Origin of the sequence: Propionivibrio sp., assembly GCF_029255185.1 — a bacterium.
Taxonomy (GTDB): domain Bacteria; phylum Pseudomonadota; class Gammaproteobacteria; order Burkholderiales; family Rhodocyclaceae; genus Propionivibrio.
Map to the genome: position 1 here is coordinate 38,260 of NZ_JAPUVO010000120.1, position 21,495 is coordinate 59,754.

23 protein-coding genes and 1 pseudogene are annotated in these 21,495 nt (G+C 57.1%); 19 read left to right on the top strand and 5 right to left on the bottom strand.

Annotation, left to right across the window (positions count from 1 at the left end):
* The first annotated feature begins 31 nt into the window (after nt 1-31).
* Genes Q1J43_RS11430 through Q1J43_RS11455 form a run of 6 tightly spaced genes read left to right on the top strand, consistent with a single transcriptional unit; the run spans nt 32 to nt 8,606 of the window.
* Nucleotides 32-808, top strand: a complete 777-nt coding sequence (locus Q1J43_RS11430; RefSeq protein ID WP_301102625.1) for a Stp1/IreP family PP2C-type Ser/Thr phosphatase — start codon at nt 32-34, stop codon at nt 806-808.
* A gap of 13 nt (nt 809-821) precedes the next feature.
* Nucleotides 822-1,568 carry an FHA domain-containing protein gene (locus tag Q1J43_RS11435; RefSeq protein ID WP_301102626.1) on the top strand — a complete coding sequence of 249 codons (747 nt, stop codon included), beginning with the start codon at nt 822-824 and terminating at the stop codon, nt 1,566-1,568.
* 31 nt (nt 1,569-1,599) lie between these two features.
* Nucleotides 1,600-3,825: an adenylate/guanylate cyclase domain-containing protein gene (locus Q1J43_RS11440; protein ID WP_301102627.1), complete on the top strand. Its 2,226-nt coding sequence runs from the start codon at nt 1,600-1,602 to the stop codon at nt 3,823-3,825.
* A gap of 34 nt (nt 3,826-3,859) precedes the next feature.
* Nucleotides 3,860-4,627: a 3',5'-cyclic-nucleotide phosphodiesterase gene (locus Q1J43_RS11445; RefSeq protein ID WP_301102628.1), complete on the top strand. Its 768-nt coding sequence runs from the start codon at nt 3,860-3,862 to the stop codon at nt 4,625-4,627.
* Between the two features lie 21 nt (nt 4,628-4,648).
* On the top strand, nt 4,649-7,000 hold the full coding sequence (locus Q1J43_RS11450; protein WP_301102629.1) for a GspE/PulE family protein: 2,352 nt from the start codon (nt 4,649-4,651) through the stop codon (nt 6,998-7,000).
* A gap of 19 nt (nt 7,001-7,019) precedes the next feature.
* Nucleotides 7,020-8,606: an HD family phosphohydrolase gene (locus tag Q1J43_RS11455; RefSeq protein ID WP_301102651.1), complete on the top strand. Its 1,587-nt coding sequence runs from the start codon at nt 7,020-7,022 to the stop codon at nt 8,604-8,606.
* Between the two features lie 12 nt (nt 8,607-8,618).
* Here Q1J43_RS11455 and Q1J43_RS11460 read toward each other — a convergent pair.
* Nucleotides 8,619-8,798, bottom strand: a pseudogene (locus Q1J43_RS11460) (IS256 family transposase); the annotation flags it as partial.
* On the opposite strand from Q1J43_RS11460, the gene Q1J43_RS11465 reads away from it, so the two are divergent.
* The 5 genes from Q1J43_RS11465 (at nt 8,734) to Q1J43_RS11485 (ending at nt 10,874) form a co-directional block, all read left to right on the top strand.
* A complete protein-coding gene (locus Q1J43_RS11465) occupies nt 8,734-8,895 on the top strand; it encodes a hypothetical protein (RefSeq protein WP_301102630.1) in 162 nt (53 codons plus the stop codon). The pseudogene Q1J43_RS11460 and the gene Q1J43_RS11465 sit on opposite strands and share 65 nt — an antisense overlap.
* 277 nt (nt 8,896-9,172) lie before the next feature.
* Nucleotides 9,173-9,796: a porin family protein gene (locus Q1J43_RS11470; RefSeq protein WP_301102631.1), complete on the top strand. Its 624-nt coding sequence runs from the start codon at nt 9,173-9,175 to the stop codon at nt 9,794-9,796.
* A 205-nt stretch (nt 9,797-10,001) separates the two neighbouring features.
* Complete coding sequence (locus Q1J43_RS11475) at nt 10,002-10,247, top strand: hypothetical protein (RefSeq protein WP_301102632.1); 246 nt, start codon at nt 10,002-10,004, stop codon at nt 10,245-10,247.
* Nucleotides 10,247-10,684 (top strand): putative toxin-antitoxin system toxin component, PIN family, encoded by a 438-nt coding sequence (locus Q1J43_RS11480; RefSeq protein ID WP_301102633.1) that lies wholly within the window; start codon nt 10,247-10,249, stop codon nt 10,682-10,684. Before Q1J43_RS11475 ends, Q1J43_RS11480 begins: the two co-directional genes overlap by 1 nt.
* Nucleotides 10,685-10,784: 100 nt before the next feature.
* Entirely contained in the window at nt 10,785-10,874 is a 90-nt protein-coding gene (locus tag Q1J43_RS11485; protein ID WP_301102652.1) for a ShlB/FhaC/HecB family hemolysin secretion/activation protein, read from the top strand.
* 351 nt (nt 10,875-11,225) lie between these two features.
* Here Q1J43_RS11485 and Q1J43_RS11490 read toward each other — a convergent pair whose 3' ends face one another.
* The 4 genes from Q1J43_RS11490 to Q1J43_RS11505 all read right to left on the bottom strand — a co-directional run bounded on the left by Q1J43_RS11490 (nt 11,226) and on the right by Q1J43_RS11505 (nt 14,676).
* Complete coding sequence (locus Q1J43_RS11490; RefSeq protein ID WP_301102634.1) at nt 11,226-12,161, bottom strand: hypothetical protein; 936 nt, start codon at nt 12,159-12,161, stop codon at nt 11,226-11,228.
* 221 nt (nt 12,162-12,382) lie between these two features.
* A complete protein-coding gene (locus Q1J43_RS11495) occupies nt 12,383-13,633 on the bottom strand; it encodes a hypothetical protein (protein WP_301102635.1) in 1,251 nt (416 codons plus the stop codon).
* Between the two features lie 141 nt (nt 13,634-13,774).
* On the bottom strand, nt 13,775-13,966 hold the full coding sequence (locus Q1J43_RS11500; protein WP_301102636.1) for a hypothetical protein: 192 nt from the start codon (nt 13,964-13,966) through the stop codon (nt 13,775-13,777).
* 137 nt (nt 13,967-14,103) lie between these two features.
* Nucleotides 14,104-14,676 (bottom strand): DUF5610 domain-containing protein, encoded by a 573-nt coding sequence (locus Q1J43_RS11505; RefSeq protein WP_301102637.1) that lies wholly within the window; start codon nt 14,674-14,676, stop codon nt 14,104-14,106.
* Nucleotides 14,677-14,956: 280 nt separating this feature from the next.
* On the opposite strand from Q1J43_RS11505, the gene rpe reads away from it, so the two are divergent.
* From rpe to trpC, 8 genes are all read left to right on the top strand, one after another.
* Nucleotides 14,957-15,646, top strand: coding sequence for a ribulose-phosphate 3-epimerase (rpe, locus tag Q1J43_RS11510; protein ID WP_301102638.1), 690 nt, complete (start codon nt 14,957-14,959; stop codon nt 15,644-15,646).
* Nucleotides 15,646-16,383 carry a phosphoglycolate phosphatase gene (locus tag Q1J43_RS11515; RefSeq protein ID WP_301102639.1) on the top strand — a complete coding sequence of 246 codons (738 nt, stop codon included), beginning with the start codon at nt 15,646-15,648 and terminating at the stop codon, nt 16,381-16,383. Before rpe ends, Q1J43_RS11515 begins: the two co-directional genes overlap by 1 nt.
* A 106-nt stretch (nt 16,384-16,489) precedes the next feature.
* A complete protein-coding gene (gene trpE / locus Q1J43_RS11520; RefSeq protein ID WP_301102640.1) occupies nt 16,490-17,962 on the top strand; it encodes an anthranilate synthase component I in 1,473 nt (490 codons plus the stop codon).
* 43 nt (nt 17,963-18,005) lie between these two features.
* Nucleotides 18,006-18,362: a GxxExxY protein gene (locus Q1J43_RS11525; RefSeq protein WP_301102641.1), complete on the top strand. Its 357-nt coding sequence runs from the start codon at nt 18,006-18,008 to the stop codon at nt 18,360-18,362.
* Between the two features lie 84 nt (nt 18,363-18,446).
* Nucleotides 18,447-19,019 (top strand): aminodeoxychorismate/anthranilate synthase component II, encoded by a 573-nt coding sequence (locus Q1J43_RS11530; protein WP_301102642.1) that lies wholly within the window; start codon nt 18,447-18,449, stop codon nt 19,017-19,019.
* The gene (gene trpD, locus Q1J43_RS11535) at nt 19,016-20,041 is read left to right on the top strand and encodes an anthranilate phosphoribosyltransferase (RefSeq protein ID WP_301102643.1); all 1,026 of its coding nucleotides are present in this window, start codon (nt 19,016-19,018) and stop codon (nt 20,039-20,041) included. Before Q1J43_RS11530 ends, trpD begins: the two co-directional genes overlap by 4 nt.
* Nucleotides 20,042-20,087: 46 nt before the next feature.
* Nucleotides 20,088-20,702, top strand: coding sequence for a Uma2 family endonuclease (locus Q1J43_RS11540; protein ID WP_301102644.1), 615 nt, complete (start codon nt 20,088-20,090; stop codon nt 20,700-20,702).
* A complete protein-coding gene (trpC, locus tag Q1J43_RS11545) occupies nt 20,699-21,487 on the top strand; it encodes an indole-3-glycerol phosphate synthase TrpC (RefSeq protein ID WP_301102645.1) in 789 nt (262 codons plus the stop codon). The genes Q1J43_RS11540 and trpC overlap by 4 nt, the downstream gene beginning before the upstream one ends.
* The last annotated feature ends 8 nt before the right edge of the window (nt 21,488-21,495 follow it).

A 21,495-nucleotide genomic window follows, 5' to 3' on the forward strand; every position in this document is an offset into this window, starting at 1 on the left:
GCTTGAAATTGTGGTTCGAACTGATCCTGGGATGGTTCGAGAACACAACGAAGATGCCGTATTTGCCAACCCGAATCTTGGCTTCGTAATCCTGGCCGACGGGATGGGGGGTTATAACGCGGGTGAGGTGGCCAGTGGCATGGCGACCACGCTGCTATCCTCCGAGCTGGAAACGGCGTTTTCTGCCAACCCGCCCTACGCCATCGATCGGGTGAGCGGCCTGTCGTTTGCCCACAGTTGTCTTCTGGACAAGGTGGCGGTGACCAATCTGGCCATCTTCAATGCGGCGGAAAGCCAGCCGCAGTACGCCGGGATGGGCACCACGCTGGTAACGGCGGTGTTTTACGACAATCAGGTGACGGTTGCGCACATTGGCGATTCGCGGCTGTATCGCCTGCGTGGCGAATCGTTCTGTGCGATTACGCGCGACCACTCGCTGTTGCAGGATCAGATCGATAGCGGCATCATCTCGGTCGAGGAAGCGCGCTTCTCGCAAAACAAGAACCTGGTCTTGCGCGCACTGGGCGTGGAGCCCGACGTTGAAACCGAGATTCACGACTACCCGGTGCAGCCGGGAGACATTTATCTCCTGTGTTCCGACGGCCTCAATGACATGGTTGAGGATGAGGAAATCCAGCTCACGCTGCAGATGCTTGCTGCTAACCTGGAACTGGCTGCGACGCAACTCATTCAAATGGCCAACGATAATGGCGGGCGCGATAACGCCTCTGTCATTCTGGTCAAAATTCTCCGCGAGTTCCCTGCTTCCCGGAGCCGGTGGTCGAAGTTCTTGACTTGGTTTAAATAAAGGCGGAAAAGCGATGGCAAAACTGATACTGAGCATGGACGGCCTGGTCCTCAAAGAAATTACCTTGACCAAGGAGCGGATGAGCATCGGGCGCAAAGCCAGCAATGACATTCAGATCGACAATCTGGCGATCAGTGGCGAGCACGCGGCAGTGGTGACGATCCTTAACGACTCCTTCCTTGAAGATTTGAACAGCACCAATGGAACGCTGGTCAATGGTCAGCCGGCCAAAAAGCATTTCCTCCAGAACGGTGATGTCATTGAACTTGGCAAGTACAAACTCAAGTACGTTGCCGAGCATGTGCAAAAGATCGAATCGACCGATTTTGAGAAAACCATGCTCATACGGCCGAAGGCTCTGAAACAGGCCCCAACTTCCGAGGCCTTGTCGGCGGCAGCCGCAGCGGCTGTAAAAAATGCCTTTGGCAATACCTCGGCCGGTCAAGCATCGTCAGCGGCGGCGGCAGCACAGCCTCAGCCTACCTATGCTGCTGTGGTTACCGGAGCGATCCAGATTCTTAATGGCGCCAATGCCGGTCGTGAACTTGAACTGACCAAGACCCTGACGACGCTGGGCAAACCCGGTGTGCAGGTCGCGGTAATCGCCCGCCGGCCGCACGGTTATTTCATTACCCATGTCGAAGGTGGACAGCACCCGGTTTTGAATGGTCAGGAGATTGAAGCGCAGGCGCATCAGTTGGCAGACCATGATGTCATTGAAATCGCCGGCATTAAAATGGAGTTCTTCCTGAAAAGCTGATGCTCCAGCGCTCATTCCTACCGGAAGTGCATTGAAAAAGAACCTCATCCGGATTGCGCTCGGCCTAGCGCTGGCGCTGGTTCTTTTTGGTCATTCGGCCAATATCTACCAGATTCCCCTGCTCAACACCCTTGATGCTTTCGTCTACGATGCGCGTCTTCGTTTGACCGCCCGAGGCGGTGTCGATGAGCGTATCGTCATCGTCGATATCAACGAGAAAAGTCTTGCCGAAGTTGGTCGCTGGCCATGGAGTCGGGACAAAATGGCGGCGCTGGTGACGCAACTGTTCGACCACTACGGGATCGCCCTTCTGGGTTTCGACGTGGTCTTTGCCGAGCCGGACAGCAGTTCCGGTCTGTCATCCCTGGAGGCCGTTGCCAACGACGAACTGAAAGGCGACGCGGCGTTTCAATCGGTATTAAAGGGGCTGCGCGGCGCCTTGAATTACGACCAGCGTTTTGCCGAGACATTGCGCAACCGACCAGTCGTTCTTGGCTACTATTTCACCAGTCTGGATGCCGTACACAAGAGTGGCGCGCTGCCCGATGCGGTCATCCAGGCGGGGACTTTCAAGGGCAAGCATGTCGATTTTACGTCGTGGAGTGGTTATGGCGCCAATCTGCCCGAGTTTCAGAAGAATGCTGGGAGTGCCGGGCACTTCAATCCGATTGTCGACTTTGACGGCGTTTCCCGGCGGGTGCCGATGCTCGTCGAGCACGAAGGGAAATATTACGAGTCACTTTCGCTGGCCATGGCGCGCGTGCTGCTTGGCAAGCCACAACTGACACCGGGGTATCCGGAAGAAGATATTTTCTCTAGCAAAAACTACGGCGCGATGGAGTGGCTTGACCTTCCGCTTGACGGTGGCAAGGTGGTGCGTATTCCGGTCGATGAACAGGCGGCCAGCCTGATTCCCTACCGTGGGGCAGAGGGCAGCTTCACCTATGTTTCAGCTGCCGATGTCCTGAGCGGACGGCTGCAACAGGAACAACTCAAGGGGAAGATTGTGTTGTTCGGCACGACAGCGCCGGGCTTGATGGATTTGCGCGCGACGCCGGTGGGCAGCACCTACCCGGGGGTCGAGATACATGCCAATCTGTTGGCCGGAATCCTTGATGGAAGCATCAAGCAAAAGCCGTCGTATGTGCTCGGCGCCGATGTCCTTTTGCTCTCGCTGTGTGCTTTGCTGCTGGCTTTGTTGCTACCTGTTCTTTCGCCTTTGCGCGCCACTCTGCTCGCGTTTTCCCTCCTGCTGGGGGTGACGGTGCTGAACTTCGGCCTGTGGTGGGCTGGCCTGATGATGCCTCTGGCTGCCGTCGTCTCGGCCATCCTCGGACTTTATGCGTTGAACATGTCCTGGGGCTTTTTCGTCGAGTCACGCAGCAAGCGTCAATTCACCGAGCTTTTCGGCCAATACGTGCCGCCCGAACTGGTCGACGAAATGGCGCGTGACCCTGAGCGCTACAGCATGGAAGGCAAGAATGAAGAGCTGACGGTGCTCTTTTCGGATGTGCGAGGTTTTACCAGCATCTCGGAGGGACTTGACCCCAAGGAACTGACGCAACTGATGAATGCCTATCTTGGTGCGATGACTGCGGTCGTCCAGAAAAATCGTGGCACGCTCGACAAATATATCGGCGACGCGATCATGGCGTTCTGGGGAGCGCCGGTGGCCGATGTCGATCATGCCCGCCATGCCGTATTGACGGCGCTGGAAATGCAGGTCGAGTTGCGCCGGCTTGATGAGCCCTTCAAGGCGCGCGGATGGGCGGCGCTGCATATCGGTGTCGGCATCAATTCCGGTACGATGACGGTAGGCGACATGGGATCGAAGGTGCGCAAGTCCTACACTGTAATGGGCGATGCCGTGAATCTCGGTTCGCGGCTGGAAGGGCTGACCAAGCAGTACGGCGTCGGAATCATCGTCAGTGCTTCAACCCGGGCGCTGGTCAAGGATTTGGTCTATCGTGAGCTTGATCGTGTCCGGGTCAAGGGCAAGGGCGAACCGGTCAGCATTTTCGAGCCTCTGGCCGCACCAATCGACAAGGCGGAGCAGGATGAACTTAAACTCTGGAATCAGGCCCTGCGCCTTTACCGCCAGCAGGACTGGGATCAGGCTGAGCTACAGCTCTACAATCTGTCGCGCATCAGTCCGCAGCGCACCCTGTATCAGGTGTACACCGAACGCATTGCGTTTTACCGGGAGCATCCTCCAGGCGAGGACTGGGATGGCGTAACGACGTTTGAAACGAAGTGAAGATGGTTAAGGGTTAAGGGTCTGTGGAGAGCGCATGAAAGTCAGAATTTTGGGCTGTAGCGGCGGTATCGGAGGGCATCAGTTGCGCACCACCTCAATGCTCGTCGATCACGACATCCTGATTGATGCGGGCACCGGCGTGGCCGATCTCTCGCTCGCTGAACTGGCCATGATCGATCATGTCTTCATCACTCATTCCCACCTGGATCATATTGCCTCGCTGCCGTTGATGATCGACTCGGTTGCCGATATGCGCATCAAACCGGTCACTGTCTATGCCACCGACGCCACGCTTGAAATCATCCAGAACCACATCTTCAACTGGGCGATCTGGCCTGATTTTAGCGAGATTTCGATTCGTGAAGAGGCTGTGATGCAGTACCAGGCGATTCGCGTCGGGCAGCAAATCCGCTTAGGTGAGCGCAGGATTAGCGCCGTTCCCGCCGAGCATACGGTTCCGGCCGTCGGTTATCACCTCGATTCCGGAGCGGGCAGCCTGGTATTCACCGGGGATACGACGAGCAACGACGTTTTCTGGCCGGTGCTGAACAAGATTGCCAATTTACGTTACCTGATTATTGAAACCGCGTTTTCAAATCGGGAAAAGCCGCTGGCCATCATGTCGAAGCATCTTTGTCCGAGCATGCTAATTGATGAGTTGGCCAAACTGGAGCGTGACGCCAAGATTTACATCACGCACTTAAAGCCCGGTCACATCGAGCTGATCATGGGCGAGATCGAAGAGTGTGCCGGCGACTTCAAGCCCAGGATGCTGCAAAACAACCAGATTTTCGAGTTCTGAGCGATGACAAGCAATTCTCAAATGGAAAATACCGGTACGGGTGATATGCCTAATCGTCTGGAGTTCCTCAAGACGCTCCAGATCGTCACCAACAAAATTCATGCGACCAATAACATCGACGAGATCATGCTCGAGATGTCGCAGGATATCTGCGATCTGTTCAATAGCGACCGGCTGACCATATACGCGCTGAGCGAAGACAAAAAGCATATCGTCTCCAAGGTCAAGACCGGGCTTAACTCGTTCAAGGACTTCAAGCTGCCGATCTCCGAGCAGAGTGTGGCCGGCTACGTGGCATCGACGCGCAAGGCGGCCAATATTAGCGATGTCTATGACGAAGTCGAGTTGCAAGGCTATAGCCCGAGCATGCAGTTTCTCAAGGAGGTCGACAAGCGCACCGGTTACCGCTCGAAACAGATGCTGGTGGCGCCTATCCTGGACGCCAAAAGCAATAAGTTGATCGGGGTGGTGCAACTGATTAACAACCGCTCGGATACGCCCTTTCCGGCGCTAGCCGACGAGGGAGTGCAAAGCTTGGCGCAGACCCTGGCGGTGGCCTTCACCCAGCGCCAGAAGCCGCGTCAGGCGGTACGTTCGAAGTACGATGCGCTGGTTACCGAGTCCATCATCTCTGCCGACGAACTTGAACTCGCACAGCGTTCGGCGCGGCGCAAGGCCATTGATCTGGAGGAGGTTCTGGTCAGGGAATTTCAGGTTAAACCGGCGGCAATTGGCGACGCCTTGTCCCGTTTCTTCGACGTGCCCTACGAACCCTTCCGGGCGGAACGCATCAAGCCGATGGATTTGCTCAGAAATCTCAAGCGTGATTATGTCGAAGCCAATCAGTGGTTGCCAATTGAGGAGAATCCGGAGGGGATCGTTGTTGTCGCGATGGATCCAGAGCGGATCAGGGGGTCGCGGATCGTCAATGCTGTTTTCCCGAAGAATAAGATCGTCTATCGCGTGACGACCAACGCCGAGTTTCAGAAGGCTGTTGATCAGTTCTACGGCGCCCTGGCCGACATGGGCTCGGTCGGCGATATGCTGTCCAGTCTTGACGATGGTGAATCCGGCGAATTCATCACGGGCGGTTCTGACGAATTGACTGCAGCAGCCGACAACGAGTTGGTCCGCCTGGTCAATAAGATCATCGTCGAGGCCTACCAGCAAGGCGCTTCGGATATTCACATCGAGCCGCGCCCGGGCAAGGAAAAGACCCTGGTCCGTTTCCGCAAGGACGGTTCGCTCGGGACCTACATCGAAGTCCCGCCCTCCTATCGCAGTGCGCTGATAGCGCGCATCAAGATCATGTGCGATCTCGATATTTCCGAAAAGCGACGGCCGCAGGACGGCAAGATCATGTTCAAGAAATTTGGTCCGCTTGACATCGAGCTGCGCGTGGCGACGATCCCCACGGCGGGGGGGATGGAAGATGTGGTGATGCGCATCCTGTCGGCCGGTGAGCCGATTCCACTTAACAGCCTGGGGGTCAGTCCGGGCAATCTTGACCGCTTGAAAGCGGTGATCAGCAAGCCCTACGGCCTGTTCTTTGTGTGCGGACCGACCGGGTCGGGCAAGACGACAACGCTGCATTCGATCATGAGTTACATCAACAAGCCGGAAACCAAGATCTGGACGGCTGAGGATCCGGTTGAAATCACCCAGAAGGGCTTGCGTCAGGTCCAGATCAACAAGAAAGCCGGCCTTGATTTCGCAACGGTGATGCGCGCCTTTCTGCGCGCCGATCCGGATGTAATCATGGTCGGCGAAATGCGCGACAAGGAAACCGTCTCCATCGGGATTGAGGCTTCGCTCACCGGTCATCTGGTGTTCGCTACATTGCACACCAACAGTGCGCCGGAGTCGATCAATCGCCTGCTCGACATGGGCATGGACCCCTTCAATTTCTCCGATGCCTTGCTCGGCATTCTCGCACAGCGTCTGGCCAAACGTTTGTGCAAGTCGTGCAAGGAGGCGTATCAGGCTGAGCCAGAAGAGATTCTGTGCCTGCTCGCGGAATACTGCGAAGATCTTGGCCATACCGATCTTTGGAAAAAAGATGCCAAAGCCGCCAGCGCTGCCGTGCATCAGGAGTGGCAAAAGCAGTACGCCAGAGACGGAAAATTCACCCTCTATCGCAGCAAGGGATGTGATGCCTGTGGCGGCAGCGGGTACAAGGGGAGGGTCGGTTTGCACGAGTTGCTGGTCGGGACCGACCAGCTAAAAAAACAGATCCAGGAACACGCGCGCGTTGCCGAACTGTTTGCCACGGGGCTTAACGAAGGTATGCGCACGCTGAAGATGGACGGGGTCGAAAAAGTCATGGCGGGGATCACCGACATCAAGCAGGTGCGTTCGGTCTGCATCAAGTAGGAGCGGTAATGTGGATACGATGACCGATCTGTTCGAGCGCTTCGAGCAACTCAACGAAATTGGCGCATCCCTTTCGAGCGAGCGGAATATCGATCGCCTGCTGGAAAACATCCTGCTGGCGGTGAAAGGAATAACCCATGCCGACGGGGGAACGCTCTACCGCGTCAGCGAAGACCGACAATCCCTGCGTTTCGAAATCGTGCGTACCGACTCGCTGAAGATCGCCTACGGTGGGACCAGTGGCGAACCGATTTCAGCCAAATTCAAGGATCTGCCGCTGTATCGCGAGAATGGCGAGCCGAACAATTCCCTGATCGCCGCGTATTCGGCAATTCATGTACGGACGGTGAATATTGCCGATGCCTACGCGGCAGAGGGGTTTGATTTTTCGGGAACGAAAAAATTTGACCAGGTAACGGGCTACCGCTCGCAGTCCTTCCTCACCGTTCCCTTGAAGAATCACGAAAACGAGATCATCGGTGTGCTGCAACTGATCAACGCCATTGACCCGGCAAGCGGCGCCGTCTGCGAGTTTTCGAATGCGGACCAGCGACTCGCCGAATCGCTGGCATCGCAGGCCGCCGTCGCCCTGACCAACAGACTCCTGGTCATTCAACTGGAGGCATTGTTTGAAGCGTTCATCACCCTGATCAATCTGGCCATTGACGAAAAATCGCCCTATACCGGTGGTCACTGCCAGCGTGTGCCGACATTGACGATGATGCTGGCCGAAGCGGCGGATGCGGCCAGTGAAGGGCCACTGGCCAGCTTCCAGATGAGCGACAAGGACCGCTATGAACTGAAGATCGCTGGTCTGCTGCACGACTGCGGCAAGGTCACGACGCCGGTGCATGTGGTCGACAAGGCGACCAAGCTGCAAACCATCTTCGACCGCATCCAGATGGTCGATACCCGCTTCGAAGTCATCCGGCGTGATGCCGAACTGGCCATGCTGCGCGCTGTGCTGGCGGGTGCCGATCAGGTCACTGCCGAACAGGCGTTGCGCCAGCAACTGCGCGCCATTGACGAAGACCGCGCATTCCTGCGTCATGCCAATGTCGGCAGCGAACGCATGCAACCCGAAGATCAGGATCGGGTGCGCCGCATCTCGCAGAATTACCGCTGGCTCAATAGCGAGGGGATCGAAGCCGATTTTCTGACCGACAACGAGGTCGAGAACCTCACCATTCGCGCCGGGACGCTGACCCAGGCCGAACGTGAAACGATCAACTACCACATCGTTGCAACGATCAAGATGCTCGAATCCCTGCCCTGGCCCAAGCACTTGAAGCGTGTTCCCGAATACGCCGGAGGGCACCACGAGCGCATGGACGGCAAGGGTTATCCGAAAGGGCTCAAGCGCGACGAGATGTCGATTCAGGCCAGAATCATGGGCATCGCCGACATCTTCGAAGCGCTGACCGCGCGCGACCGGCCCTACAAGCCTGGAATGAAACTCACCCAGGCCCTGGCAATCCTCGGCAAGTTTTGCCACAACGGTCACATCGACCCTGATCTTTTTGAGGTTTTCATCAAGCAGAAGGTTTATCTCAAGTATGCCAAGCTCTACCTCGAACCCTCGCAGATCGACGAGCCGGGTGCCTAGCAGCCTGTCGGGCTTGCTGCTGACGCCGTTGCGGTGGTTGCCGGCGCCTTCGGGTTTATCGGCGCCAGGCGCGTAACCCAGGTGATGGCTGAGTTCGGCGCCCAGCGCGCGCTCAATCAGCGCCTTCTTGAAAACCATCGAGGCGGCATTCACCGCCTCGGCAGTCATCGGGCCGTCAGCGAACTGGTCAATGAGTTCTTTCGGGATGGTCGGCAGCGCCGCCGGTTTCTTCGTGCTCGTCTTGCTTGGCATACATGCTCCTTTGCAACATGTTATGCCTCAAACATAAAATTTCTGACAGGTTCGCAAAACGGGCTATCACGACGCCGCTTCCTCATGCTACCGGGGCGTACGGACAACTCCCCGGACGGGACTTAAACCCGCTAGACTTACTGCTGTTACTACGAACGGCCAGTCTCTAATTTGACTGAAATATTTCTCTGCCCTACCACCAACCTCCCCGCAACCCGAGAAAGCTAGAAATCCGCAAGACACCTCCACGACCTTAGCGTTTCGTTTCACCTCTCCGCAGGATCTCCTGCATTTACCTCAACAAAGGGAACACAATGAACATAATTCGCACCCTCAGCCTTCTCACCCTGGCCCTTTGCACCGCTCCGGCGTTCGCCACCGATACCGCCTTTGGCGGTGTCGGTGGCGCCGGATGGTACGCGGGGGCTGGCCTAGGCTACAGCACCGTGAAGGAAGATGCCATGGGCAACGGTTACACCATTAACCGGGATACCCACGATACGGGCTACAAACTCTTTGGCGGCTATCGCTTTAACTCGAATTTCGGCATTGAAGGCAGCTACGTCGATTTCGGAAAAGAGAAGTTCAACTGGACATATAGTCCCGTTGAAAGCGGCTCTGGAACCGTATCCGCCAGTACCTTTGCCTTGGCGGCGACTGGACGGCTCCCGCTTGGCAATTCTTTCGCTCTGCTTGGCAAGCTGGGTGCCGCCAACACCCAGGTCAAATACCGCGAAAGCTGGTCGCAGCCCGGTTATAGCGAAAACATCAGTAACAATTACTCGTCGACTGCCCCGGTCGTCGGGCTGGGCGCCGGGTATGCTTTTGGCAAAAATATCGGTCTGCGGGCCGAATACGAGTCCTATGGCAAGTCAAAAATGGGAGACGCCAAGGTGAAGACCGATCTCTTGTCGATCAGCCTTGGGTATCACTTCTAGCACACCAACGCATTGCAATCGCGAGAGACGAAAACCTTAAGATATGGAACTGATTCAGGCCGCTTCAGGCTGAGCCGCTAAGGGATTTGAAATTAACCACAACGAAGAACATTAAGCGAATAATCTCTTGGGTTCTGTCCTCTTGGTTCTCGTTGTGCCCGTTGTGTTCGGTGTGGTTAAACCACTTAAAGGAGGAAAAATCATCATGACGACCGTGCAAATTACCTTGCCCGATCAGCTAGCACAGGAAGCGCAACGTGCTGGGTTGCTCGGCTCGGACACCATTGAGCGCATTTTGCGCGCACAACTGAAGGCGCAACATGTCGATGAGTTATTCCAGGCAATGGATCAGATGGCTGCGGTAGATTTGCCTGGTGCCATGTCACCCGAAGATGTGGCTGAGGAAATCCGCGTCATGCGCGCCGATAGACGCGCCAGGAATACGAACTGATGCGCGTAGTGTTAGATACGAATGTGGTGGCTTCGGCCATGTTGTGGGGCGGCACACCACGCTTGCTGTTGCAGGCAGCGCGTGAGCAGCGTGTCATGCTGTTTACGAGTACGGCGCTACTGGCAGAGTTAACCGATATTCTGGGTCGCACGAAGTTTGAGAAGAAGATTGCTGCGTCCAGGCTGACGGTCGATCAATTGGTGGATCGTTATGCGAATTTGATAACGCTGGTACGACCCACTTTAGTATCGGGCATCGCCCCCGACCCAGATGATGATGTGGTAATCGGCACTGCGCTGGCCGCGCAAGCCAAGTGGATCGTGACAGGGGATAAACCTTTGCTCTCCGTCGCTATATATCAAGGAGTGCATATCGTTCGGGTGAGTGAGGCGGTGCAGCTTAAAGGGTTTGAAATCAACCACAACGAAGGGCATTAAGCGAATAATCCCTTGGGTTCTGTCCTCTTGGTTCTCGTGGTGCCCGTTGTGTTCGTTGTGTTCGTTGTGGTTAAACCTCTCTACCCGTTTAAAAGTGCTGGTGCCGCAGGACCGCTTCTCGATTGGCGGCCGCTACACCGTTCGCGGTTTCGACGGCGAAAGCGTCCTGATGGCCGACGCGGCTGGCTGATTCGCAACGACCTCGGGCTGCTGTACCAACCCCAGGGCTTCAAGACAGCCAAGGTCGCCGCCGGCTTCAATTTGACGCACAGCTTCTGAGACAGGAAAAAAGGGCTGCGCATCATTAATCTCAATAGTTTCGCCATAACGCCGGCAACGGCACATTTCAAACACGCGAAGCACTCCGGCGCGCCGATTAAAATCTGAGCTTCCCCGCAAAGACACAAAGGTGACCGAAGGGAATGCAGAGTCGCAAAGTTTTCGCGAAGAAGTTCAAAGAAATGTTTTCCTCTGCGACGCTGCGATGAGAAATTCCTGCTCACAAAATGTAAAGACTTGACCGACAAGAGACGTAACGACCTTACTTGTTTCGTCCCTGCCCATGCCCTTCGCCTTGGTCGTGATCCTTTTCTTGGTCTTGCCCTTGACCTCGCCCTGGATCATGGGGTGCTCCGTGTTGCTCTTGCTTTGGTGCCGGCTGTTCATGCTGAACCGGCGCTTGCCGGGGCTGCTGCTGTTCTCGGGCGGCCGGAGTTCGTTGTTGCTCGCGGGCCGGGGCTGATCTCTGAGCCTCTTCGCCTCTTTGTTGCGGCGGTTGCGAACGCGGAGCGGCTGGAGCGCTCGGCGGGTGTGACGGCGGCGCGGCGCGCTGACCATCCTGCTGAGACTGCTGATTTCTTTCCGGCGGTGCTTCCCGACTCTGTCGCGACGACGCGGGCGCTCTTTGCACGGTCGGCGCCTGGTCATGCTGCCGCACCATGGCATCACGCGGCTGGTAGCGGTAATTCTGTTGGTGAATATCATGCTGCTGCTCGGCCTGGGGATAGCGCTCACCCGAATATTTTCTCTGGTAAACCGGCAGCGGTGCTGGTGCTGGAGCAGAACGGCGATTCCATTGGTCCCAGCCCCGCCGATGCTGCACCCAATCATTACCCCAGTGATCACCCCAGTGTGGCGGTGCTTCTCGTCGCCATCCGTAGAAATAGGTTGGGGGATTCCGGTAGTAGCGCACCGGGATGCGCAGGACAAACAGGGGAACCATCTCCGGGTCTACAAATCTCCACGGCCCGTTGTACCAGGAACTCGCATACCAGTTGTCATTTTGATAAACCCAGTACATGCCATCGTAAAAGAAAAAATTTGAATTTTGTCGCGGTGCATAATAAACAGGATAGCCGGGAACCCGCACGAGCTCGGGGTACGAGGACATATTGATACCGATATTAACGCTGACCTGTGCCAAGGTCGGCGTCGCCGCGAAGAACAACATCCACAACACAATGAAGATATGGCGCATTTTCCCTTCCCCGCATCTATGACTGGATTTCGGGGCGGCCCACTGGAAAGTGACGCTACCCCAAGCCCACGAGTCATCGCTGCTATCGAGCTATCCGATTTGGCAGAAAACGTTCTGTGCGCCATCGCACAGAGGAAATTATTCCGGCAGTCCGTGCGGTAGCACGATTCGCCAAGCAGTCCTTCGTGGTGATGTCTGGCGTACGACCGCTGACTCACTCATTAGCGGCCGACAAAGGCACTTGCCGCGTCCTGATAGCTGCTGATGGCTCCGATCCGATTGATCGGCAAGACCGCCCCCGGAATTTCAGCCGGGATCGCCCCCATGCGAGTCCGCGCGATGGGCACGGCGAAATCGGACATGTGCGATGATGCGATGAGGGCCGAATACGCCGGATTGAAGATAACATCGCGCAGTGCCGAATCTGCCATCATGACCTGAAGAGCATGCGTTGCGTCAGCCGCGGCTTGATCAGCGGAAAGCGTGTCGACGGTCGCCACTGCAGGTAGCTGGGGTAGGCTCTGGTTGGCAGTGGTCGTCATTGTCGTCGCTGTGACCGCTGGTGTTTCACTAGTTGCGACGTCAGGCGTTGCCAGTTTGTCGGCAGCAATAGGCATGGCGCCAACGGCAACAGGCTTCACGTCAGCAACGGCCGTCAGATCAGTCGTGATGATTGTATTGGCGAGTGCAGTCGTAGCCGCCAGGGACGTATCGAGTACGGTACTCTCTGATCGGATTGTGTTGGCGTCTAGTCCGACGGCGGCGAGATCGAGATTTTCCAACTGAATGTTGTTCAGCACCGTATCTGCAGACAGGTTCTGCAACAACTCCGTTGGCAATCCGGGTCCCAGAACTGCAGTGTCAGTCGGCAAGCTAGTAGAACTGGTCGCCTGCACTTCGAAGGTAGTCACTTGTTGCAGTAACGACTGGGTCGCGTCAGAAAGCAGGGTTGCCGTTGCTGCGGGATTCGCTTCGGCAGCGGCATTCAGTACGCTCTGGTCGATACTCAAGCGGGCTGTGGTTTCAATTGAGCTGGTCGACGAGGGCGAGAGGAACGAAATCCCGATCGCCTGCAAATCGCTTAGATCCTGTTTCCCGGCCGTCGTGGAGGACGTCCCCGAGGCATTCAAGGTCTGGACGAACTGGGTGACCAGTGCATTGTCAGACAGCAGCGCAGTAGCTATGCTTTGCTGAACGTTGTTAAATGCGGTAACAAACGCCTGTGCCGTGGTCTGCACGGTGCTAGGCGTCGCGTTAGCCGTGTTTGCCTGCAAGGCTTCAAGACTACTTTGAAGTGTTGCGTCAGCCCCCAACACCTGCCCCAACGCCGACAATTGAACAACGTCCGACGTGCTGTCCAATGGCGAGGCGCTGTTTGCCGACGTTGCAGACAGTAACGACTGAAGCACCACCTGACGGATACTGGCGGGTCCGTATAGGTCGATGGGTTGTATTGCGAGGGAGTTGCTCATGATTTTAGCCTATGGTCTATGTCATAACTGCTTTTGGACAGACGAGCTTCCTGTCGTTTGCCAACCCTGAAAAGGGTGATCCAAATCCTGGCATGTCTATTTTCCTTTCTTATTTTTCTTTTCGAGCTTCCGCCCAACGGCCTACCGCTTTGCCTTACTTTGGTGATTCCACTTCTTTGCATTCTCGGCGAACTGCGCGCGCTTGGCGAAAACACCGCCTTTGGCTTCCTCCGTTGCGATGTCTGCCTCTGTGATCTTGGCCCCAGGTGCCTTACCTACGTCCTCGTGAAGTTGATTTTTCTTCAGATGCAATTTCATAAGCGCGCGTGCCATCGCATTTTCCTCCCTCGTTGCCTACTTTCTCGCCTCATAAACCGATGCTGAGCAGCCCAGACTTATCTACCCGGGAGACGAGCCTCACGTCCGTGTTGCTTGCCCCCATAGAAACCAAGTCCAGCGGATTTTGTGCGCTACTCGGCTGAGGCTGCAGTGTCCAAACTGGCACGTTGTGCAGTTTCAAAGTCGGCATAGCCTTGCTTAACCAGCGCGAGCGTCTTGTCAATGTTGCTGGCAATATCACCCGACAGGACGCCCATGCCCGTCAGAATGTCTTGCGCTTCCTTGGCGCCCTGCTCGAACCCGCCGCGAATGGTGTCCATGAACTTTGTCAGCACATCGCTCGCACTCTCGCCCAGATGTTGTTTCTTGAACGCTTCGTAAAAGCCAGTGGAGAGTGACACGATGCGATCCGCAGTACCCGAGGGGGTGTTGTCCTGACTGGCGGCCGCCTGAATGGCATTGTCGCCAAATTGCGGCCTCAGCAGATCATTAATTCCAGTGATCGCAGACTTTAGGAGCAAGGCCAGAGGCTGGTTTTTCGATTCAAGCGACACGTCAAGCGAGGACTGGAGTACTGCCGCATTCTGTGTGGCCTTTGTCTTCACTCGCGATGATTCGACGGATGTACCGGAATTTGATGTGGCGTAGGCCCGCGTATCCGGCGAGACGACGTTGATTGTTGACGAATCATCTTCTTCGAGCATGGCGATTCACTCCGGTTAGGTCGTGCGCTGATTTAATACCGAACCCGGCCAACGGTCGGTGCGCTACACCACTTAGCGGTAACGGCTCGCGTTTGAAAACGGTCGCTAATCGCTCGCCGAAGCCGCTGGCGGCTTCCGATCTGATCATCTCTGCAAATTTCTCATGTGATCGAACGATGCGAGAGATTCCAAGAGCGATTTCTGCGTGGCCATGATCGCTTAAGCTTACTGATGCTTTCGCGGTAGAATTTCCCTTCATCTTTCCTCGCAGGTCGTTGTCATGTATATCATCGCTCCTAGCATCCTTTCCGCCGATTTCACCAAACTCGGTGAAGAAGTCGTTGATGTGCTGGCCGCCGGCGCTGACTGGATTCATTTCGACGTGATGGATAACCATTACGTGCCCAACCTGACCGTTGGTCCGCTGGTTTGTGAAGCACTGCGCCCGCTGACCCAGGCGAGCATTGACGTGCATCTGATGGTCAAGCCGGTGGATCGTCTGATTCCGGATTTCGCCAGGGCCGGCGCCAACCTGATTACCTTTCATCCCGAGGCTTCGGAACACGTCGACCGCAGCCTCTCGCTGATCCGTGAACATGGCTGTCAGTCCGGCCTGGTGTTCAATCCGGCAAGCTCACTGGATTATCTCGATTACGTGATGGACAAGATCGATCTGGTCCTGCTGATGGGCGTCAACCCCGGCTTCGGCGGGCAGCAGTTTATCCCGGCGACGTTGGCCAAGCTGAGGGCGGCACGCGCCCGGATTGACGCCTACCAGAGCGAGAGCGGGCGAAAGATTCGCCTTGAGATCGACGGTGGCGTCAAGGTCGACAACATCGCCGAAATTGCTCGTGCCGGAGCCGACACCTTTGTCGCCGGCTCGGCAATCTATGGCGCTGGCAAGGATTCCGATGCGCAGCGCTACAACTCGATCATCGCCGCCCTGCGCGCCGAGCTGGCGACAGTCTGATGAAGCAAGCCACCATCGCCGAACCCCTGGCGCTTAGCGCCGTCCTCTTCGATCTGGATGGCACCCTGCTTGATACCGTGCCGGATCTTCATGCTGCAGCCAGCGCCATGCTGCTCGATCTTGGTCGCCCAGAATTGCCCCAGGAGGCGATCCGCAGCTACGTCGGGCGCGGCATTGTCAACCTCGTCAAGCGCGTGTTGGCCGGCTCGCTGGGGGTGGCTGACGACGCCTCGTCGCCACCGCAGAGTGCACTGGACAGTTTTCGGCGGCACTACGCCAGGGAAAACGGCCGTAATGTCCGCTGTTATCCTGGCGTCATCGAAGGATTGCAGGCGCTGAAGGCCAAGGGGCTTCCCCTGGCGGTGATTACCAACAAGGCCGAGTCCTTCACTCTGCCGCTGCTTGAGATGACCGGGCTGGCCGGCTATTTCGATGTGGTGGTCAGTGGTGATTTGTTGCCTAAGCCCAAGCCTGATCCGATGGCGCTCATCTGGGCCTGTGGCCGACTCGGTGTCTCTCCCGTCGATACGCTGTTCATTGGCGATTCGATCAATGATTTCCTTGCCGGTCGCGCTGCCGGTTGTCATGTTTTTCTGCTGCCTTACGGCTACAACGAAGGCCGCGATGTACGCGATCTGGATTGCGATGCTATAGTCCCATCTGTTGAATACGCCGCACAACGAATCACAAACCGCAACAGCCAAAATGAAACCACATCACCACAATTTGCATCGTGAGCCCTCCTTCTGGGCGGAGGCGTGGCCCTGGCGTTCTTGCCAGTAAGTCCCCGTCTTGTCTCGGCGCTTATGCCGAACCTTGCAATAATTGCCTGTGGAGTCGTTCATGACTGAATCCGTTTTCAATCGGCTGGCCGCGCAGGGCTATAACCGTATTCCCGTCACCCTCGAGACCTTTGCCGATCTCGACACCCCGCTCTCGATCTATCTGAAGCTTGCCAACGGCCCCTACACCTACCTGCTCGAATCGGTGCAAGGGGGAGAGCGTTTTGGCCGCTACTCGATCATTGGCCTCGCTAGTTCGACGCGTATTGTGGTCAACGATCACCAGATCCTGGTGCTGACCGGCAACCGCATCGCCGAGCGCGAAGACGACAGCAACCCGCTGGAGTTCATCGGCACGTACATGAAGCGCTTCCGCGCGGCGCCGTCGGCCGGCCTGCCGCGTTTCTGCGGCGGCCTCGTCGGCTGTTTTGGCTACGATACCGTGCGCTACATCGAAACGAAGCTGACCCGGACGAGCAAAGCCGACGAACTTGGCACGCCTGATATCGTGCTGCTGCTCTCCGAAGAAATCGCCGTCGTTGATAATCTTTCCGGCAAGCTCACTCTGGTTGTCTATGCCGAGCCCGGCGTTCCCGGCGCCTACCAGAAGGCGCAGGCGCGGCTAAAAGAACTGCTCGCCAAACTTCGCGAGCCGGCAAATATCCCGAGCGAAACACCCGGGCCGTCGCCAGCGGCTGTTTCCCTGTTCGGCGAGGCGCACTTCAAGCAGGCCGTCGTCAGGGCCAAGCGTTATATCACTGATGGCGATGTCATGCAGGTCGTCCTCGCGCAGCGCATGAGCAAGCCCTTTGCCGCCAGCCCGCTGGCGCTCTACCGCTCGCTGCGCTCACTCAATCCCTCGCCCTATATGTTCTACTTCAACTTTGAGGATTTTTACGTCGTCGGCGCTTCGCCCGAGATCCTCGTTCGCCTCGAAGGCGATACCGTCACGGTGCGGCCGATTGCCGGGACGCGCAAGCGCGGCGCCACCTTTGACGAAGATCAGGCGCTGGCGGCCGAACTGCTGGCCGACGAGAAGGAGCGCGCCGAACACGTTCAGTTGCTCGACCTTGGCCGCAACGATGCTGGACGCGTAGCGCAGGTCGGCAGCGTCAAGCTCACCGAAAACATGATGATCGAACGCTATTCGCATGTCATGCACATCGTATCCAACGTTGAAGGTAAGCTACAGCCCGGGCTCAGTGCGCTCGACGTGCTGAAGGCCACCTTCCCGGCCGGCACCGTGTCGGGTGCCCCCAAGGTGCGGGCCATGGAGATCATCGACGAACTCGAACCGATCAAGCGCGGCATCTACGCCGGCGCCGTCGGCTATCTGGGTTTCCACGGCGACATGGATCTGGCCATTGCCATCCGCACCGCAGTCGTCAAGGATGGCACACTCTACGTCCAGGCTGGCGCCGGCATCGTCGCCGACTCCGACCCGGCGTCCGAATGGCTGGAAACCGAAAACAAGGCGCGTGCCGTGTTGCGTGCTGCGGAACTGGCTGAGTGTGGTCTAGATACGCAGATTTAAGCGCTTTCAACGCAGAGATCGCGGAGACGCTGAGGACGCAGAGATGGAAATCAACACGCTATCGGGCGAGGTGATCGGTGCTGCGATCGAAGTGCATCGTGTGTTGGGCCCCGGGCTTCTGGAATCAGCTTACGAGTTGGCACTAGAGCGGGAATTGGTTTTGCGGGACCTGCGGATTGAGCGGCAGAAGTCGGTTCCGCTTGAGTACAAAGGTACTGCCTTGGGTGACGGCTTTCGTATCGACCTTCTCGTTGAAGGACTATTGATTGTCGAGATTAAGGCAGTGGAAAGCATTCTGCCGATACACGAGGCGCAACTCCTGACCTATCTGAGGCTGTCTGACACACGCCTTGGCTTGCTGATAAATTTCAATGAAAAAGCACAATCAAGGAGGGTGTAAAGCGCGTAGTGAACCGCCTGTAAAAAAGTTTTTCTCTGCGTTCTCTGCGCCTCTGCGTTCTCTGCGTTGAAAGAGGTATAAACCATGCTGCTGATGATCGATAACTACGACTCTTTCACCTACAACATCGTCCAGTACTTCGGCGAGTTGGGGCAGGAGGTCAAGGTGTTTCGCAACGACGCCATTTCGCTGGCCGAGATTGCGCACCTATCCCCTGACTATCTGGTGGTCTCGCCCGGCCCTTGTGCGCCCGCGCAAGCCGGCATCTCGCTGGCGGCGATTCGCGAGTTTGCCGGAAAAATTCCCCTGCTTGGCGTTTGCCTTGGTCACCAGGCCGTCGGCGAGGCCTTCGGCGGGCGCATCGTGCATGCCAAGCGACTGATGCACGGCAAGGTCTCACCGGTTCATCACACCAATGTCGGACTCTTTCTCGGCCTGCCCAATCCGATCACCTGTACCCGTTACCATTCGCTTGCTATCGACCGCGAATCGCTGCCCGACTGCCTGGAGATCACGGCGTGGACCGACGACGGCGAGATCATGGGCGTGCGCCACAAAACACTGGCCGTCGAAGGGGTGCAGTTTCACCCAGAATCGATTCTCACCGAGCGCGGGCACGACATGTTGAAGAACTTTCTTGAGGAGTACGCCAAATGAAGCCACAGGATGCGTTGACGCGGGTCATCGAACACCGCGAAATTTTCCACGACGAAATGACCTCGCTGATGCGCCAGATCATGGGCGGTGAAGTTTCGCCGGTGATGATCGCCGCCATTCTCACTGGTCTGCGTGTCAAGAAAGAAACGGTCGGCGAGATTGCCGCCGCGGCGCAGGTCATGCGCGAGCTGTCGACGCATATCGAGGTTGCCGACAACGGACACTTCGTCGACATCGTCGGCACTGGCGGTGATGGTGCGCATACCTTCAATATTTCGACGTCATCAATGTTCGTCGCCGCCGCCGCTGGCGCCAAGGTGGCCAAGCACGGCGGACGCAGTGTCTCGTCGAGTTCCGGCAGTGCCGACGTGCTCGAAGCCCTGGGCGCCAACATCCAGTTGAGCCCGGCGCAAGTAGGAGAGTGCCTGGCGGCGACTGGTATCGGCTTCATGTTCGCCCCCAATCATCACCTGGCGATGAAAAATGTCGCCCCGATCCGGCGTGAAATGGGCGTTCGCACCATCTTCAACATCCTCGGCCCGCTAACCAACCCGGCCGGCGCGCCCAATACCCTGCTCGGCGTTTTTCACCCCGACCTGGTCGGCATTCTGGTCCGCGTCATGGAGCGCCTTGGCGCTAAGCACGTGCTGGTCGTCTACGGCAAGGACGGCATGGACGAAATTTCGCTCGGTGCGGCAACCCTGGTCGGCGAACTGAAGAATGGCAGGATTAGCGAATATGAGATCCACCCGGAAGATTTCGGCCTGCAGATGTCGTCCAATCGCAGCCTGCGCGTGACCAATGCGCATGAGTCGAAGGAAATGATCTACGCCGCGCTGGCCAACGTGGACGGCACGGCGCGCGAGATCGTCGTGCTCAACGCCGGCAGCGCGCTCTATGCGGCTAATGTCGTCGACTCGATCCAATCCGGCATCGCCTTGGCGCGTGAAGCGATCGCCAGTGGCGCCGCACGCGCCAAGCTTGACGAATTTGTCCGTTTCACCCAGGGTTTTTCGGCATAATCAGGGAAGACAAGCTAGAAACCCGCCAAGAAAGGAGGAGCATCGCATGGCCCTGCCGAAAATCGAAAGCAGCTTTGACGCCGCCGCCTATCTGGTTTGGGAAAACGCGCAGCCGGGGCGCAACGAATACATCGCCGGCGAAGTATTCGCCATGGTCGGCGTACGCCAGTCACATAACGTGGCAACCGGGAATCTTTATAACGTGCTGCGCCGCGAACTTAAAGGCAGCCCCTGTCGGGTATTCATCGAGTCGGTAAAAACCCGGATCGAGGCCGCGAACTGTTTTTTCTATCCCGACGTCGTCGTTACTTGCGATGCGCGTGACCGGCTGACCCCGGAGTATCTGAGCCATCCACTGCTGGTCGTCGAGGTGCTGTCAGAGTCCACAGTAGCCTTTGATCGTGGCGCCAAGTTTGCCGCGTATCGCAAGCTAGATAGTCTGCGCGATTACGTATTGATCGATGTTTCGGCGCAACGTATCGAGGTTTTCCGGCGCAACGCTGAAAACCACTGGGTACTTTACGACTACGGCCTCGGCGATCGTGTCGAATTCGCGTCGCTGTCTCTTAGCCTTGATCCTGCAGAACTGCTGGACGATACCCTGGAAATGCCACCAGAGCCGACCTCGCCGCAGGCCAACGCCGCGTGTGATGAGCCATGAGCGATATTCTCAATAAAATTCTCGCCGTCAAGCGCGAGGAAGTTGCCGCCGCGCAGGCACTCAAGCCGCTCGCGGTCGTTCGTTCCGAAGCGCTGGCGCAGCAGGCGTCGCGTGATTTCGTCGGCGCCATACGCCGCCAAGTGCTAGCCGGACAGTCGGCAGTGATCGCCGAGATCAAAAGGGCCAGTCCGTCCAAGGGCGTCCTGCGCGCCGACTTCAAGCCGGCCGAGATTGCCGCAGATTACGCTGCGCATGGTGCTGCCTGCCTGTCGGTGCTTACCGATCGCCAATTTTTCCAAGGTGCGCCCGAGTATCTGCAGGCGGCGCGTGCCGCCTGCACGCTGCCGGTACTGCGCAAGGATTTTCTGATCGACCCCTATCAGCTCTACGAAGCACGCGCCATGGGCGCCGACGCCATTCTGCTTATCGCCGCCGCACTCGATCTGCCGGCCTTGCGTGAATTCGAGGCGATCGCCATGAGCCTGGGGCTGGGCGTTCTCGTCGAAGTGCATAACGGCGCTGAACTCGATCTCGCCCTGCAACTACAGACACCGCTGATCGGAATCAATAACCGCAATTTGCGCACCTTTGAAGTTAGTCTGCAAACTACGCTTGACCTGTTGCCGCATATTCCGGCCGGGCGCATCGTCGTCACCGAAAGCGGCATCCTGGCGGCGCATGACGTTGAGCTGATGCGCAAAAACCAGGTGCACGCCTTTCTCGTCGGCGAAGCCTTCATGCGTGCGCCCAGCCCTGGCCAGGCACTGGCGATGCTGTTTGCCTGAGAAGAACG